Origin of the sequence: Stenotrophomonas terrae, assembly GCF_039674165.1 — a bacterium.
GTDB classification, from domain to species: Bacteria; Pseudomonadota; Gammaproteobacteria; order Xanthomonadales; family Xanthomonadaceae; genus Stenotrophomonas; species Stenotrophomonas terrae_A.
This window is the reverse complement of sequence record NZ_JBDJMY010000034.1, coordinates 13,735-29,449: the sequence shown is the minus strand read 5'-3', so window position 1 is coordinate 29,449 and position 15,715 is coordinate 13,735. Positions and strand designations below refer to the sequence as shown.

The window sequence follows — 15,715 nt, the reverse complement described above, 5'->3', positions numbered from 1 at the left end:
CTCTTGCCCGGAAACCGGTTTCCGCCTGCGCGCCGCTACCCCCATAATGACCAGTCCAACTTCGCCAACGAGGCTCTCCTGCATGGCTCGCATCATCGCCATCGCCAACCAGAAAGGCGGCGTCGGCAAGACCACGACGGCTGTCAATCTGGCTGCTTCCCTTGCCGCCGCACCAAAACGTGTGCTGCTGGTCGACCTGGACTCGCAGGGCAACGCGACCATGGGCAGTGGCGTGGACAAACGTGAAGTGGCAGCGTCCACCTGTGACCTGCTGCTGGGCGAGATCACTGCGGCCGAGGTGCGCGTCACCACGCCGGAAGGCTTCGACCTGCTGCCAGGCAACATCGACCTGACCGCCGCCGAGATCCAGCTGATGGACCAGAGCGAGCGTGAGCAGCGGCTCAAGCGCGCGCTGGCGCCGATCCGCGATCAATACGACTACATCCTGATCGACTGCCCACCGGCGCTGTCGCTGCTGACGCTCAATGCGCTGGCCGCCGCCGATTCGGTGATCGTGCCGATGCAGTGCGAGTACTACGCATTGGAAGGCCTCAGCGCGCTGGTCGAAACCATCGATGCGCTGAAGATCAACCTCAACCCGGCGCTGGAAATCGAAGGCGTGCTGCGCACCATGTTCGATGTGCGCAACAACCTGGCCAATGCCGTGTCGGCGCAGCTGACCGAATATTTTGGCGACCGCGTGTTCCGCACCATCGTGCCGCGCAACGTGCGCCTGGCCGAGGCACCCAGCCATGGCCAGAGCATCGTCGGCTACGACCGCGCCTCGCGCGGCGGCGTTGCCTACCTGGGCCTGGCCGGCGAGATCATCCGCCGCAACAATGAAAGCAAGCAGCCCTCCCGGGCCGTGGAGGCTGTCTGATGAGTGCAGCGAAAAAGCGCGGTCTTGGCCGTGGTCTTGATGCATTGCTGGGCCCCAAGGGCGCAGTAACCCCGGTCACCGTCGCTGCCGTTTCCGAACCGCAACCCGGCGAAGTATTGCGCAAGTTGCCCATCGATCAGCTGCAGCCGGGCAAGTACCAGCCGCGTCGCGACATGGACGAAGGCAAGCTGGCCGAACTGGCCGAGTCGATCAAGGCACAGGGCATCATCCAGCCCATCCTGGTGCGCCAGATCGAAGGCGGCCGCTACGAAATCATCGCCGGTGAACGCCGTTGGCGCGCCTCGCGCCTGGCCGGGCTGGACGAAGTGCCGGCGGTGGTGCGCGAGCTGGAAGACCGCACCGTCATCGCGATGGCGCTGATCGAGAACATCCAGCGTGAAGACCTCAACCCGCTGGAAGAAGCCGAAGCACTGGCGCGGCTGGTCAGCGAGTTCTCGCTGACCCACGCCGAAGCGGCGCAGGCCGTTGGCCGCTCGCGCGCCTCGGTGTCCAACCTGCTGCGCCTGATCGATCTGCCGATCGGCGTGCGCGTGCTGCTGGAAACCCGCCGTCTGGAAATGGGCCATGCCCGCGCGCTGCTGACGCTGGCGCCGGAACTGGCCACCAAGCTGGCCGAAGAGGCTGCCGAGCAGGGTTGGTCGGTGCGTGAAGTGGAGCACCGCGCGCAGCAGTTCGCCGCCGGCAAGGTGCCGGGCGCGCGCAAGGCCAAGCCGTCGCCGACCGCGCCGCAGGCCGATATCGCATCGCTGGAAACCGAACTGTCCGAATCGCTGGGCGCCAAGGTGGCCATCAGCCACGGCCGCGGCGGCAAGGGCAAACTGGTCATTCATTACACCGATCTGGACACGCTGGACGGCGTGCTGGAGCGTCTGCGCGTCCGCCAGAACAGCTGACGCAGTCCTTTCCCAACGAGGTGCACGCAAGGCAATGAACCCCACCAAGGTCGACCGCAATCATCTATTGCGTCTGACCGACCTGCCGAATGTCGGGCCGGCCTGTGAAAAGGATCTCCGTCTTATCGGGATCCGAGTCCCCGCGCATCTGCGCGGGCGTGATGCCTACGATATGTACGCCCAGCTGTGTCTGAAGACCGGCGTGGTGCATGATCCGTGCGTGATCGATGTGTTCCTTTCGGTGGTGCGTTTCATGGGCGGCGAAGCGCCGCAGCCATGGTGGGCCTATAGCAAGGAACGCAAGGAAACCCTGGCCAAGGAAGCGCCACTCACCATGTGGTGAGGCAAGCGCGATGGGTCGTGGCCACGAACCGGAGCATCGAATGAGCAAAGTAAACGCGCAGATCAGTGCGGACGGCAGCCGCCTCCCCAGCCATGCGCAGGGCAGCGGCTCCGCGCTCGCGCGTGGCCGCGCCGATGCCGATGCGATCAGCGCGCATGGCGAGCGCCATTCCGGCCCGCTATTGAATGTGCTGCGCGAAAACGTCGCCCCGCACCCCCGCATCGAGTTCCTGTCCGTGGTGCCACGGTACCCGCAGGAAATGGCGCTGAAACCGCGCCAGGGCAGCGACGCCCTTGTCGATCTGCCGAGTGACAACGACCTCGGCAATATCATTGAACCCGGCCGGCACACTCCGGCCTGCGAACACCTGTCTGGAATTTCTGCATGAGCATTCTCGTCACCGGCGCCGCCGGCTTCATTGGCGCCTACACCTGCCAGGCACTGGCCGCACGCGGCGACCGCGTGGTTGGGCTGGACAACTACAACGACTATTACGACCCGCAGCTCAAGCGCGACCGGGTGGCGGCGCTGTGCCCGCAGCTGGACATCCGCGCGCTGGACCTCACCGACCGCGACGGCCTGGCCGCGCTGTTCGACGAAATCCAGCCCACCCAGGTGATCCACCTGGCCGCCCAGGCCGGCGTGCGCTATTCGCTGGAAAACCCGCACGCTTACGTCGAAAGCAACCTGGTCGGCTTCGTCAACATGCTGGAGCTGTGCCGGCACCGCGGTGTGCAGCACCTGGTGTATGCCTCCAGCAGTTCGGTCTATGGCAACTCGGCCACGCCGCCGTTCTCCGAAGACCAGCGCGTGGACCAGCCGCGCTCGCTGTACGCCGCCACCAAGGCCGCCAACGAGTTGATGGCCTATACCTATGCCCAGTTGTATGGCCTGAAGGCCACCGGCCTGCGCTTCTTCACCGTGTATGGCCCGTGGGGCCGGCCGGACATGGCGCCGCTGCTGTTCTCGCGCGCGGTGCTGGCCGGGCGCAGCATCGATGTGTTCAACGACGGCCATATGCGCCGCGATTTCACACATGTTTCTGACACCGTCGCCGGTATTCTCGGGGCGCTGTCGCACCCCTCCGCCCAGGCCACACCCCATCAGGTGTTCAACCTGGGCAACCATACCCCGGTGGAGCTGGAACATTTCATCGATGTGATCGCCTCCGCCGCGGGGCAGCCTGCGCACAAGGTCTACAAGCCGATGCAGCCGGGCGACATGGTGGAAACCATGGCCGATACCGCGCGCGCGCAGGCAGCCTTTGGCTACGAGCCGGTCACACCGATTGAGCTAGGCTTGCCGCCAGTGGTGGAGTGGTGTCGCAGTTACTTCGGGTTACGCGCCTGACTCGGCTTTCGCCAAGTTGAGTTCTGGAAGAGCGTGATCTTTCTTGAAACGTAAAACTTGCGGAAACTGCAATGAACCAACCCAGCCTTTCAGTGGTTGTTCCGGTCTTCAACGAACGCGACAACGTCACCCCGCTGGTCAACGAAATCACCGCCGCCCTGCGCGGCCAGATCGATTTCGAGATCGTCTACGTCGACGACAATTCCAAGGACGACAGCCTGCAGGTACTGCAGGCACTGAAAGCCGCCAACCCGGAGCTGCGGGTACTGCACCACGTCAACCAGAGCGGGCAGAGCACGGCGGTACGTACCGGCGTCAAGGCCGCGCGCGCGCCGTGGATTGCCACCCTGGACGGCGACGGCCAGAACGACCCGGCCGATATCCCCAAACTGCTGGCCGCACGTGGCAGCGCCGAAGCGCAGGTCAAACTGTTTGCCGGCTGGCGCGTCAATCGGCAGGATTCGGGCAGCAAGCGCTGGGCCAGCAAATGGGCCAACGCCATCCGCGCGCGCATGCTGCGCGATGACACTCCGGACACCGGCTGCGGCATCAAGCTGTTCGAGCGCGCCGCGTTTCTCGACCTGCCGTACTTCGACCATATGCACCGTTACCTGCCGGCGCTGATGCAGCGCGCCGGCTGGAAGACGGTGAGCGTGCCGGTCAACCATCGCCACCGCACCAGCGGCGTGTCCAAGTACAACAACCTGGGCCGCGCCCTGGTCGGCATCCGTGACCTGCGGGGCGTGGCCTGGCTGATCACCCGTTCCAAGCGCACCGCCGTGGAAGAGGTCTGAGCATGGATTTCATGAACCAACCACTGGTGTGGCTGGAGTGGACCGGCGTGCACATGTCGCCGTGGAAACTGATCGGGCTGACCGGCGCGTTGATGTTCGGCGGTCGCTGGCTGGTGCAGTTCATGGCCTCGCGCCGCGCCGGCAAGCCGGTGATTCCGCGGCTGTTCTGGTATATGAGCGTGGCCGGCAGCCTGATGACGCTGAGCTACTTCGTGTTCTCGTCCAAGCAGGATGCGGTGGGCGTGGTGCAGAACCTGTTTCCGGCATTCACCGCCTTGTACAGCCTACGCCTGGACATCAAGCACCGCGGTTGGCAACGCGACAAGGCCAGCCACTGAGCGGGCGGCTGTGCCCGAAACCGGCAGGTTTGCCGCCCGAATCCGTCTAGGTCGGGCGGCGGCTTCAATGCGATGATCGGGGTGAATGAATCACCTGGGGAATACTGATCGTGAAATCGCCGTTGACCGTTGCGCTGTTGCTTACCCTTGGCCTGAGTGCCACGCCCGCCCTTGCCGCCGCACCGTCGGCCCCGGCTACATTGGCCACGCAAGGCCTCGATGATCAGTTCAAGGCGATCTACGAGAAGGAATGGGCCTGGCGCCAGACCGGCGGCGGCGAAGCCAGCGAGGACAGCGACGCCCCGGCCAACAGCACCAAACTGCCGGATGTGAGCGCCGCTGCACAGCAGGCGCGGCTGAAGGTATGGGACGAGGTACTGGCCCAGCTCAAGGCCATCGACCCGGCCAAGCTGTCGGCCGAGAACCAGGTCAACTACGCCATCTACAAATACCAGGTTGAAAGCCTGGCCGAAGAAGTGCGGCTGGGCAGCTACGAGATGCCGTTCAACTCGGATTCCTCGTTCTGGTCCAACCTCAGCTTCATGGCCCGGCGCGAGATGAAGACCGCGCAGGACTACCGCAGCTACATCGCGCGTTTGAACGATGTGCCGCGTTATTTCGACCAGCAGATGGTCAACATGCGCGCCGGCCTGGCGCGCGGTTTCAGCGTGCCGCGCGCGGTGCTGGAAGGGCGCGATGTTTCCATCTCGACCGTGGCCGAATTGAAGGACCCGACCGAGTCGCCGTTGTATGAGCCCTTGAAGAAGCTGCCGAACAGCATCCCGGCCGCCGAGCAGGCCAAGCTGCAGGCCGAGGCCAAGCAGGCCATCAGCGGCAGCGTGGTGCCGGCCTTCGGCAAGCTGCTGACCTTCTACCGGCAGGAATACGTGCCGCAGTCGCGCACCACCCTGGCGGCCGAGAAAATGCCCGGCGGCAAGGAGTTCTACCGTCAGCAGATCCGCGAATACACCACGCTGGACCTGAGCCCGCAGCAGATCCATGCGCAGGGACTGGCCGAGGTGAATCGCATCCAGCAGGAAATGAACACCATCATCGACAAGGTGGGTTTCAAGGGCAAAAGCGAGCAGACCCGCTTTGCCGACTTCCTCGAATTCCTGCGTACCGACCCGCAGTTCTACGCCAAGACGCCTGACGAACTGCTGTGGCGCGCGGCGTGGATCTCCAAGCGCGTGGACGGCGTGATCGGCAAGTTCATGACCCTGCCGCGCGCCCGCTTCACCATCGTGCCGGTGCCGCCGGACATCGCCCCGTTCTGGACCGCTGGCCGTGGCGGCATGGGCACTTACTGGCTCAATACCTACAACCTGCCGGCGCGCCCGCTGTACAACCTGCCTGCACTGACCCTGCATGAGTCCGACCCGGGCCATGCGCTGCAGGGCGCACTTGCGGCCGAGCAGACCGGCCAGCCCGAGTTCCGCCGCACCGCGTATATCTCGGCCTATGGCGAAGGTTGGGGCCTGTATACCGAGAAGCTCGGCGTCGACATGGGCATCTACCAGACGCCGTATGAAGACTTCGGCCGCCTGACCTACGAGATGTGGCGCGCCTGCCGCCTGGTTATCGACACCGGCGTGCACCACTACGGCTGGGACCGCGACCGCGCAATTGCCTACCTGCGCGACCACACCGCGTTGAGCGAGCATGAAGTGACCACCGAAGTTGACCGCTACATTTCCTGGCCGGGCCAGGCACTGAGCTACAAGCTGGGCGAGATCACCATCGTCAAGCTGCGTGCACAGGCCGAGAAGGAACTGGGCGACAAGTTCGATATCAAGGGTTTCCACGACGCCGTGCTCGCGCAGGGCTCGGTGCCACTGCCGGTGCTGGAGCAGCAGATCCACGCCTATATCGCCGAGCGCAAAGCGGCGAAGTAAGGCTCTGCTCCCTCCCTTTGGCATAGCCAAGGGGAGGGCTGGGGAGGGGTGCTCTTCGCAGTGACCCAAAGCCACACGCGAAAGCCACAAGCAAAGCCACCCCCTCCCAACCTCCCCCTTGGCTGCGCCAAAGGGGAGGGGCAACAGCCCCCGCCTGAACCATCGCAACCGCTCTGCGATTGTGTAACCCAACCAGCACCGGCTAACCTGGCCCGATGCTGCAATCCCTGCGCCACCGCCGCCTGTACCTGCTACGCCTGCTTATGCTGGTGTTGGTCGGCCTTGGCGTGTTCGGTACCTCGCTGGCTGCAGCACTGACCGACATCCACATGCTGGCGCACACCGACATCGGCGCCGATGTGCACGAACACGATGACGCCAAGCTGGCGATGGCCCCGGATGCCGAAGACAGCGCCAACGCGCTGCTGCACGCGCTGGTGCATTGCGTGGACTGCCACGGTCACGGCGGCGTACTCCCGACCGTCACTCCCGCCTGGAGCCTGTCATCGCCACCCGCGCAGCAGGCGCTGGTCAGCCTGGGCACGCAAGCGGTCTCGCACCCGACCGAAAGTCTGTTCCGCCCCCCGATAGCCGTTTGACGTCCCGGCCCCATGGCCGGCCCTCACGTCTGAACCTGCTATCTGGAGAAACCCATGTGGATGCGCCTGGCGGCTGTTGCCGCCTTTGCGCTGGTGCCGCGCGCGTATGCGCAGGTGCCAGCGTCTGCTGTGCCGTTGACGCTGGACGATGCCATCGTCCGCGTTGCACTTGATCACCCCGACCTGCGCCTGATCGACGCGCAGCGTCCCGTACTTGAAGCCCGTCGTGAAGCAGCACTGCTGCGCCCGCCCATGCAACTGGGTGTCGAGCTCGAGAACCTGCTCGGCAGCGGTGATACCCGCGGTGTGCAGGGCGCTGAAGCCACGGTCAGTCTGTCCGGCGTGCTGGAACGGGGCGACAAGCTCGACGCCCGCCGCATGTTGGCCCAGGCCAACATCGATGCGCTGGCGCCGCAACGCGCCACCGCCAGACTCGATCTGCTGGCCGAAACCGCTCGCCGTTACCTCGCCGTTGCGCATGCGCAATCGGCGTTGCAGATCGCCAACACCGATATCGAACAACGCCGCCGTGCCGTCGATGCCGCGCGTCTGCGCCTGCAGGCCGGTGCTTCGCCGGAGTCGGTGCTGTTCACCGCGCAGGCGATGCTGGCCCAGGCCGAACTGGACCGCGATCGTGCAATTGAAGAAGCCAGTGCAGCGCGGCTGTCGCTGGCCGCCTTGTGGGGCGCACGTGCGTCTGACTTCAAAACGGTGAGCGGCGATGCGCTGCAGCTGCCTGCATTGCGCGATTTCGCTCTGCTCGATGATGATCTGCAGCGCGCACCCGAACTGGCCGAACTGCTCGGCGAGCAGCGCATCCGCGAAGCCCAGCTGCAATTGGTGCGCACGCGCAGCCGCCCGGATTGGAACTGGCAGGCCGGCGTGCGCAACAGCCGCGCCGACAACACCACCTCGCTGGTTGGCGGCTTCAGCATTCCGTTGGGCAGCGCCCGCCGTGCCGCGCCGGAAATCCGCGAGGCCGAGGCTGACCTCGCGCTGTTGCCGTATCAACGCCAGGCGCGGCAGCAGCAGCTCTACGCCACCCTGGCCGAGGCGCACGGCCGCTATGTCACCGCGCGCCTGGAAGTGCAGCGCATGCAGGCCGATGTATTGCCGCAGCTGCAGAAGGCCGAACGCGCTGCCGAACGTGCATGGCGTGCCGGCGCCGCCAGCTATATGGAATGGGCGCAGCTGCAGGCCATGCGTATCGAAGCGCGCCAGCGCCAGCTGGATGCCGCCATCACCGCACACGCCGCGCTGATAGAAATCCAGCGTCTTACCGGCCAGGGAATGCTGGCCACCGATGCAAACGTTGCCGTGGAGAACGCACGATGAGCCGTCCGATGAATGTTGTAGCTGCCGGCGTGCTGGCAATGAGTTTGTTGCTGGTCGGTTGCGGTGCAAAGCCGGTGGCTGAAGCCGGTGCCGGTGCCGCAGAAGACGCTGGCCATGAGCATGGTGAAGAAAAGGGCGGTGATGCAGACGGTCACGCCCACGAAGAAGGCGAAGAAGCCGAGGCCGACAGCACCACCATCAAGGCGGCGATGGCCGAACAATCCGGCATCCGCAGCGCGGCCGCGCAGGCCGGCACCGTTGCCGATGAGCACGAAGTGCAGGGCCTGCTGACGCCGGTGGATGGGCGCGTGGCGCAGGTGATGGCGCGTTTCCCCGGGCCGATCCGTTCGCTGCGTGCAAACGTGGGTGATCGCGTCAGCGCCGGCCAGACCCTGGCCAGCATCGACAGCAACCTCAGCCTGACCACCTACAGCGTCAGCGCACCGATCAGTGGCGTGGTGTTGTCGCGGCAGGCGCAGGTGGGCGCGGTGGCGGGCGAGGGCACGCCGCTGTTTGAAATCGGCGACCTGTCCGAACTGTGGGTGGACCTGCATATCTTCGGCAACGACACCCAGCACATCACCGCCGGCGTGCCGGTGACCGTCACCCGCATGACCGATGGCGTCAGCCAGGCCACCATGCTGGAGCGCGTATTGCCCGGCACCGCCACGGCGAGCCAAAGCACGGTGGCGCGCGCCAGCGTGCGCAATGACGATGGCCTGTGGCGGCCCGGTGCTGCGGTGAAGGCGCGCATCGTGGTGGCGATGCAGCCGGCAGCGGTGGTTGTGCCCTTGTCGGCCTTGCAGACCATGGAAGGCCGCGATGTCGTGTTCGTGCGTGACGGCGATACCTATACCGCGCGGCCGGTAACGCTGGGCGCGCGTGATGCGGGCAAGGTGGAGATCAAGGATGGCCTGCGTGTGGGCGAGCAGGTAGTGGTCGAGCAGAGCTATGTGATCAAGGCCGATCTCGGCAAGGCGGGTGCCGCGCATGAACATTGATTGCCGCAGCCAACGCGGAGGGCGCCAACATGCTTGAGCGCATCATCCGCAGTGCCATTGCCCATCGCTGGATGATGATGGTGCTTACCCTGGCGCTGATTGCGATCGGCAGCTGGAGTTTCACCCGCCTGTCCATCGATGCCACGCCGGACATCACCAATGTCCAGGTGCAGATCAATACCGCAGCCGATGGCTATTCGCCCTTGGAGAGCGAGCAGCGCATCACCTACCCGGTTGAAACGGTGATGGCGGGCCTGCCCAAGCTTGAGCAGGTGCGCTCGCTGTCGCGCTACGGCCTGTCGCAGGTGACGGTGGTGTTCAAGGACGGCACCGACCTGTACTTCGCCCGCCAGCAGGTGGCCGAGCGCCTGCAGCAGGTGAAGTCGCAGTTGCCCGATGGCCTGGACCCGCAGCTTGGGCCGATTGCCACGGGCCTGGGCGAGATCTTCATGTACACCATCGACGCCGATCCCAAGGCGCGTAAGCCCGACGGTTCGCCCTATACCGCCACCGATCTACGAACCTTGCAGGACTGGGTGGTGCGGCCGCAGCTGCGCAATGTGCCGGGCGTCACCGAGGTCAACACGATTGGCGGTTACCAGCGGCAGATCCATATCACCCCGGACCCGGCCAAGCTGCGTGCGCTCGGTTTCACTCTGGATGATGTGGCTGAAGCGGTGGAAGGCAACAACCAGAACATCGGTGCCGGCTACATCGAGCGTAACGGCCAGCAGTTCCTGGTGCGGGTGCCGGGGCAGGTGGCCGGGCTGGAGGAAATCGGCAACATCGTGCTGGCGCGGCGCGAAGGCGTGCCCATCCATGTGCACGACGTGGCCGAGGTGGGCGAAGGGCCGGAGCTGCGCAGCGGCGCCGCTACCCAGAATGGCCATGAAGTGGTGATGGGCACGGTGGTGATGCTGGTCGGGGCAAACAGCCGCGAGGTGGCGCAGGCGGCCGCCGCCAAGCTGGAACAGGCGCAGCGCAGCCTGCCCGAAGGTGTCACCGTCACCGCCAGCTATGGCCGCACCGCGCTGGTGGATCGCACCATCGAAACCGTCGCCAAGAACCTGTTGGAAGGCGCGCTGCTGGTGATCGTGGTGCTGTTCCTGTTGCTGGGCAATTTCCGCGCAGCGCTGATCACCGCCGCGGTGATTCCGCTGGCGATGTTGTTCACCCTCACCGGCATGGCACGCGGCGGTGTGTCGGCCAACCTGATGAGTCTGGGTGCGCTGGACTTCGGCCTGATTGTCGACGGTGCGGTGATCATCATCGAGAACTGCCTGCGCCGCTTTGGCGAACGCACGCATGCGCTGGGCCGCGCCATGACCCGCGAGGAGCGCTTTGCTGAAACCGCCAGCGCCACCGCCGAAGTCATCCGCCCCAGCCTGTTCGGCCTGGGCATCATCACCGCGGTGTACCTGCCGATCTTCGCGCTGACCGGCGTGGAAGGAAAAATGTTCCACCCGATGGCGATCACCGTGGTGTTGGCGCTGAGCGGCGCGATGCTGCTGTCGTTGACGTTCGTGCCGGCGGCGATTGCGATGTTCCTCGGCGGACGCGTGGAGGAAAAGGAAAACCGGTTGATGGCGTGGCTGCGCGCACGCTACGAGCCGTTGTTGAGCTGGGTGATGCGGCGCGGGCGTTGGGTGGTTGCCGGTGCCTTGGTACTGGTGATCGGTTGCGGCTTGTTGGCAACGCGGCTGGGCAGCGAGTTCGTGCCCAACCTCGACGAAGGTGATGTCGCCATGCATGCCATGCGCATTCCCGGCACCAGCCTCACGCAGTCGGTGAACATGCAGAAGCAGGTGGAAGCGCGCCTGCAGCAGCTGCCGGAAGTGGACAAGGTGTTCTCCAAGATCGGCACGCCGGAAGTCGCCTCCGATCCAATGCCGCCGTCGGTGGCAGACACCTTCATCATGATGAAGTCACGCAAGCAGTGGCCGGACCCGCGCAAGCCGCGTGCCCAGCTGCTGGCCGAGTTGGAAGCCGCAGTTGAGGAGCTGCCTGGCAACAACTACGAGTTCACCCAGCCGATCCAGATGCGCATGAACGAGTTGATCTCCGGCGTACGTGCCGACGTGGCGGTGATGCTGTTTGGCGATGACATGGACACGCTGGCGCAGGTAGGCCAGCGCATCGTCGCGGTCGCCAGCAAAGTGCCGGGTGCGGCCGATGTGCGCCTGGAGGAAACCAGTGGGCTGCCCTTGCTGACGGTAACGCCGGATCGCGCGGCCTTGGCCGGTTACGGGCTCAACCCTGGCCAGCTGCAATCCACGGTTTCCACCGCGGTGGGCGGACGTGTGGCCGGGCAGTTGTTCGAAGGTGACCGACGTTTCGACATTGTCGTGCGCCTGCCCGAAGCCATTCGGCAGGACCCGGCGGCATTGGCCGATCTGCCGGTATCACTGGAGCCTGCATTGGCCCAGGACAGTGCGGACGAATCCAGCCGTGCCGGTGGCTGGCGCAGTGGCGATGCACGCACGGTGCCGCTGCGTGAGCTGGCGCGGATTGAAAGCAGCGAGGGCCCGAACCAGATCAACCGCGACAACGGCAAGCGCCGCATCGTCATTACCGCCAACGTGCGTGACCGTGACCTCGGCGGCTTCGTCAGCGAGCTGCAGCAGGCCATCGACGCACAGGTGAAAGTGCCGGCCGGTTACTGGGTGGAATACGGCGGCAGCTTCGAGCAGCTGATCTCGGCCAGCCAGCGTTTGGCGGTGGTGGTGCCGGTGACCTTGCTGCTGATCTTCGCGCTGCTGTTCTGGGCATTCGGCTCGGCCCGCGATGCGAGCATCGTGTTCAGCGGCGTGCCTTTGGCGCTGACCGGTGGCGTGCTGGCGCTGGCACTGCGTGGCATTCCGCTGTCGATCTCGGCCGGCGTCGGTTTCATCGCGCTGTCCGGCGTGGCGGTGCTCAACGGCCTGGTGATGATCAGCTTCATCCGCCACCTGCGCGAACAGGGCCGCAGCCTCGATGTGGCCGTGCACGAAGGTGCGCTCGGCCGCCTGCGGCCGGTGCTGATGACCGCACTGGTGGCATCGCTGGGCTTCGTACCGATGGCCTTCAACGTAGGCGCCGGCTCGGAAGTGCAGCGACCACTGGCGACTGTGGTGATCGGCGGCATCGTGTCCTCGACCCTGCTGACCTTGCTGGTATTACCGGTGCTGTACCGCTGGTTGCACCGGAACGGAAGGTGACACGATGGGTTTGTAAGGTTCTCCCTGACATGCGCAGCGCATGTCTTGGAGGGCCGCTTCCAAACTGATAACGTTGCCGTCGCAATGAATGCGAAGGGTAGGAACAGGGGAATGGTTCGACGTTTTTTGACCGGCACGGAGGCCGTTGTTTCCACCGCCCCGTTGCTGGATCGCAGCCGCGCTTCGGTCGGCACAATGCAGTCGCTGCAAGTGAGGTTGCATTCATTGCGGCAGCCGCGTTCTGCTGAGTACGTAAAGGCTGTGGCCGGATTGGACACTGGCGGGCATGTACATGATCGCCAGGCGCTGGATGCCCTGAAGGCGGTCATCGACAAGGAGCTTGGGGCACTGGTTGCCGACGAGCAGCTCCTTGGCATCGTATCGCGTTGCTATCTGGGCCATCCCTACGAGGTGCATACCCTCGCGCTTGGCGGCTTCATCATCGATCACTTCAAGCTTGGTCAAACGCTGCCGCTATCTCTTGAAAGAGCACGGATGCTGGCCTTGCACCGTTCCTATGCGTTCATCGAGGTATACGCAGCACGCATGGTGGCGGTCAGTGAATCCGGAAAAACGGCAATCATCGAAGGAACGTAATGAGCGGGCAGAGGATCATTCAGATGGCGGACCTTTCCGCCATCAGCAGCAACCTGCGGGCAATCAATGGCGACATCCAGTCGTTGAGCAACCAGGTGGGCTATGTCCAGTCGAATGTCGAAGACACGCGCGACAGACTGGAGCAGTTGCAGCGGGCATTTGATGCCTTCGTGGCTGCCGATGCCAAGGCCAAGGAGCTTGGGCTGGCGGAGACGCGCCATGTCAAGATCCGCCAGGAACTGGAGTCGCGGTTTGGCCATCATGGTGAGGTGAGGCGGCAGACGACCGGCATTCTGCAGGCGGCGGATATCAGGTTGGTGCGGCAGGATACGATCCGCGCCGCAACCGAGCAGTTGATGTTAGCGGCGCCGGGTTATTGGCTGGCGCCGGCACTGGTGGCCTTGGCTGCTTGGCTCAATGACAACCGCGAGCTGGCCGAGCGTGGTTTGGCCGAGGCGGTACGCCGTGACGATGAAAAAACCAGTCTCCTGTTTGCTCTGGTATGCCGTCGTGCCGGGCGCCTTGGTGCGGCCCAGCAATGGATGGAGCGCTATCTTGCGCAGCAGAATCCGGTGCTTCTGGACCGCCAGACGGTGGTCTTGATAGACGCCATTGCCGGGGGCGTCTTCGGGCTGGAGACAGCACAGGCCTGCATCAAACGCACCGCGGAGTGGGTGGATGAGCTTTCCCAGCGGGCGGGCTTTGTCGAGGAGCAACGTGCCCAATGGATAGATGCGCTGCGCTTCAAGACGCCCAATGCAGATGATGGCGAACGCTTTGCAACGCTGAAGGAACACAGCGTGACCTGGCCTGCGCTGCAGGCTTCGCTCAATGGCTGCGCCACCCATGCAGTGGTCACTGAGCATTTCGAAGCGGTGTTCTCCGGGCCTGCAAAGGCCACCAACAGTCTTGTTGGCGACGTGGACAGGCTGCTGGAAAAGCTGGTTTCGCATTTTGACGATGACGAACTTCCGCTTCGCCGGGAAGAGGAGATGTGCCGTCTCATCATTTCCGAGAGTGGTGACCGGGTCATGGCGCAGAAGCGCTTTGATCTTCAGGAAAAGACGCTGGAGGAGCAGGTCAGTTTCACCCAGCTCTTGACCAATGCAGCAATGCATCCGGAGACCAGCCATGCCTCGCGCGCGACGCAGCGCTTCGCCACGGCACAATCGCGCGAGTGGATTCTGGATGCTCATCAGGACTTGACCGCGCAGATCCGCGCCCAGGTACCGGTGGACATCGCCCTCAAGGTGTTGGACTGGACAGGCGTGACACGTGACGGCGGCAACCAGCAGGAGTTGGAGGCCGCGCTCGGTGCGCATATCGATCAGCAGCTGCAGGCCGCATTGGCCAAGGTGAAGCTGGGGGTGCTGCATTGGTTGGGTGTCGGCTTGGCGGCCCTGTTGTTGCTTGCGGGGTTTGGTGCACTGGTGCCAATGGCCATGGGTGCTGGCTTGTTGTTGTGGGTGGGCTTTGCCTATAAGAACCTGGACAACGTGCGCGCACGGGTCAAAGCGCAGTTCCAGCAGACACGCGAACACGCGCTGCAGGTATTGAAAGCCTGCCTGGCCGAAGTGGTTGAGGTCCGGCGTGAACTGGCCAAACGCGACGCCCAGGCCGAGTCCTTGCCCGCCCTGCTTGAGTCCATCAGTCCGGAGCAGTTCGCCTTGAGCGGACACGACAACACCCGCCGCGTACTGGCTACTGCCTGAGGAAGACCAAATGACACGTCAATTGCTTGATGGCACCTTGCCACCGCCGCTGCCACTGGAGGGGGCGGCCTCGTCCCTGCCGAAGTCAGAGCCTGCCCCTGTCGCCGCAGTGCAAACTGCCGCGCCGGTTATGGACGCGCTTGCGGGTGCATTGCCTGGCTGGGACCTGCTGCCCGCCAACGGCTTTGTCCGTCGCCGGCGCTGAGTGGTGTGATGTCGGTTTTGTCTCCGCGCACCTATGCCGACTGGAGCATTGCCTTGGAGCGGTTTGCGCAAGGCAATGACGATGACGCCGTATTGCTGTCGATGGCGCAAGGCCAGCTTGACTGGACGCCAGGCGTCGCCACGTTGTTCAGTGAGCGCATTCATGCCGTGCTCGATTTGAGGGTGCAGGCGTTGTCTGTGCGGCTGGATCGCAGCTTCAGCTACAGCCGGGATGAGGTCGAGGTGGTGCGTGCGCTTCTGGATGCGCGTCGTCACCTTGGGTTGCTTCATAGGCTGGCATGCGTGCCAGCGTTGCCGGACGTACTGCGCAAGCATCTGTTGGAGCTGCTCGAAAAGGTTGCCCAGCGGATGCAGCAGTCACTGGAGGACAGCGCCCGCAGGCAGAATGCCGAGGCATTGCTCAGAACGCTGCGTCACCATGACCTGCGGCATTTCCATTCGAGCACCATGGTTGCGCCGGCGGCCACCGGCGCATCTGCGAGTGATGCGACACCTTTGCCAACGCCGTCGCGACGGCGCTCTTTCCTGGTTTGAA

The 15,715-nt window shown here is 64.5% G+C and carries 16 protein-coding genes; all 16 read left to right on the top strand.

Features of this window, described 5'->3' with window-relative positions; translation table 11 throughout:
* Nucleotides 1-82 precede the first annotated feature (82 nt).
* The 16 genes from ABE493_RS14005 (at nt 83) to ABE493_RS13930 (ending at nt 15,714) form a co-directional block, all read left to right on the top strand.
* Nucleotides 83-880, top strand: a complete 798-nt coding sequence (locus tag ABE493_RS14005; RefSeq protein WP_057630766.1) for a ParA family protein — start codon at nt 83-85, stop codon at nt 878-880.
* Nucleotides 880-1,794 carry a ParB/RepB/Spo0J family partition protein gene (locus tag ABE493_RS14000; RefSeq protein WP_346499524.1) on the top strand — a complete coding sequence of 305 codons (915 nt, stop codon included), beginning with the start codon at nt 880-882 and terminating at the stop codon, nt 1,792-1,794. Before ABE493_RS14005 ends, ABE493_RS14000 begins: the two co-directional genes overlap by 1 nt.
* A gap of 34 nt (nt 1,795-1,828) precedes the next feature.
* A complete protein-coding gene (locus ABE493_RS13995) occupies nt 1,829-2,137 on the top strand; it encodes a helix-hairpin-helix domain-containing protein (protein WP_346499523.1) in 309 nt (102 codons plus the stop codon).
* 40 nt (nt 2,138-2,177) lie between these two features.
* Nucleotides 2,178-2,525 (top strand): hypothetical protein, encoded by a 348-nt coding sequence (locus ABE493_RS13990; protein ID WP_346499522.1) that lies wholly within the window; start codon nt 2,178-2,180, stop codon nt 2,523-2,525.
* Nucleotides 2,522-3,487: an SDR family NAD(P)-dependent oxidoreductase gene (locus tag ABE493_RS13985; protein ID WP_346499521.1), complete on the top strand. Its 966-nt coding sequence runs from the start codon at nt 2,522-2,524 to the stop codon at nt 3,485-3,487. The genes ABE493_RS13990 and ABE493_RS13985 overlap by 4 nt, the downstream gene beginning before the upstream one ends.
* 71 nt (nt 3,488-3,558) lie before the next feature.
* Complete coding sequence (locus ABE493_RS13980; RefSeq protein ID WP_346499520.1) at nt 3,559-4,281, top strand: glycosyltransferase family 2 protein; 723 nt, start codon at nt 3,559-3,561, stop codon at nt 4,279-4,281.
* A gap of 2 nt (nt 4,282-4,283) precedes the next feature.
* Nucleotides 4,284-4,619, top strand: coding sequence for a lipid-A-disaccharide synthase N-terminal domain-containing protein (locus ABE493_RS13975; protein WP_346499519.1), 336 nt, complete (start codon nt 4,284-4,286; stop codon nt 4,617-4,619).
* Between the two features lie 110 nt (nt 4,620-4,729).
* Nucleotides 4,730-6,514, top strand: coding sequence for a DUF885 domain-containing protein (locus tag ABE493_RS13970; RefSeq protein ID WP_346499518.1), 1,785 nt, complete (start codon nt 4,730-4,732; stop codon nt 6,512-6,514).
* 215 nt (nt 6,515-6,729) lie between these two features.
* Nucleotides 6,730-7,113, top strand: a complete 384-nt coding sequence (locus tag ABE493_RS13965) for a hypothetical protein (protein WP_346499517.1) — start codon at nt 6,730-6,732, stop codon at nt 7,111-7,113.
* Between the two features lie 54 nt (nt 7,114-7,167).
* Complete coding sequence (locus ABE493_RS13960) at nt 7,168-8,448, top strand: TolC family protein (RefSeq protein ID WP_346499516.1); 1,281 nt, start codon at nt 7,168-7,170, stop codon at nt 8,446-8,448.
* Nucleotides 8,445-9,449, top strand: coding sequence for an efflux RND transporter periplasmic adaptor subunit (locus ABE493_RS13955; RefSeq protein WP_346499515.1), 1,005 nt, complete (start codon nt 8,445-8,447; stop codon nt 9,447-9,449). The genes ABE493_RS13960 and ABE493_RS13955 overlap by 4 nt, the downstream gene beginning before the upstream one ends.
* 29 nt (nt 9,450-9,478) lie before the next feature.
* On the top strand, nt 9,479-12,646 hold the full coding sequence (locus tag ABE493_RS13950) for an efflux RND transporter permease subunit (protein WP_346499514.1): 3,168 nt from the start codon (nt 9,479-9,481) through the stop codon (nt 12,644-12,646).
* A gap of 111 nt (nt 12,647-12,757) precedes the next feature.
* Nucleotides 12,758-13,243, top strand: a complete 486-nt coding sequence (locus ABE493_RS13945) for a hypothetical protein (protein ID WP_346499513.1) — start codon at nt 12,758-12,760, stop codon at nt 13,241-13,243.
* A 23-nt stretch (nt 13,244-13,266) separates the two neighbouring features.
* Complete coding sequence (locus ABE493_RS13940) at nt 13,267-14,955, top strand: hypothetical protein (RefSeq protein WP_346499512.1); 1,689 nt, start codon at nt 13,267-13,269, stop codon at nt 14,953-14,955.
* A gap of 10 nt (nt 14,956-14,965) precedes the next feature.
* Nucleotides 14,966-15,160 carry a hypothetical protein gene (locus ABE493_RS13935; RefSeq protein WP_346499511.1) on the top strand — a complete coding sequence of 65 codons (195 nt, stop codon included), beginning with the start codon at nt 14,966-14,968 and terminating at the stop codon, nt 15,158-15,160.
* 8 nt (nt 15,161-15,168) lie between these two features.
* Nucleotides 15,169-15,714, top strand: a complete 546-nt coding sequence (locus tag ABE493_RS13930; RefSeq protein ID WP_346499510.1) for a hypothetical protein — start codon at nt 15,169-15,171, stop codon at nt 15,712-15,714.
* Nucleotide 15,715: the final 1 nt, after the last annotated feature.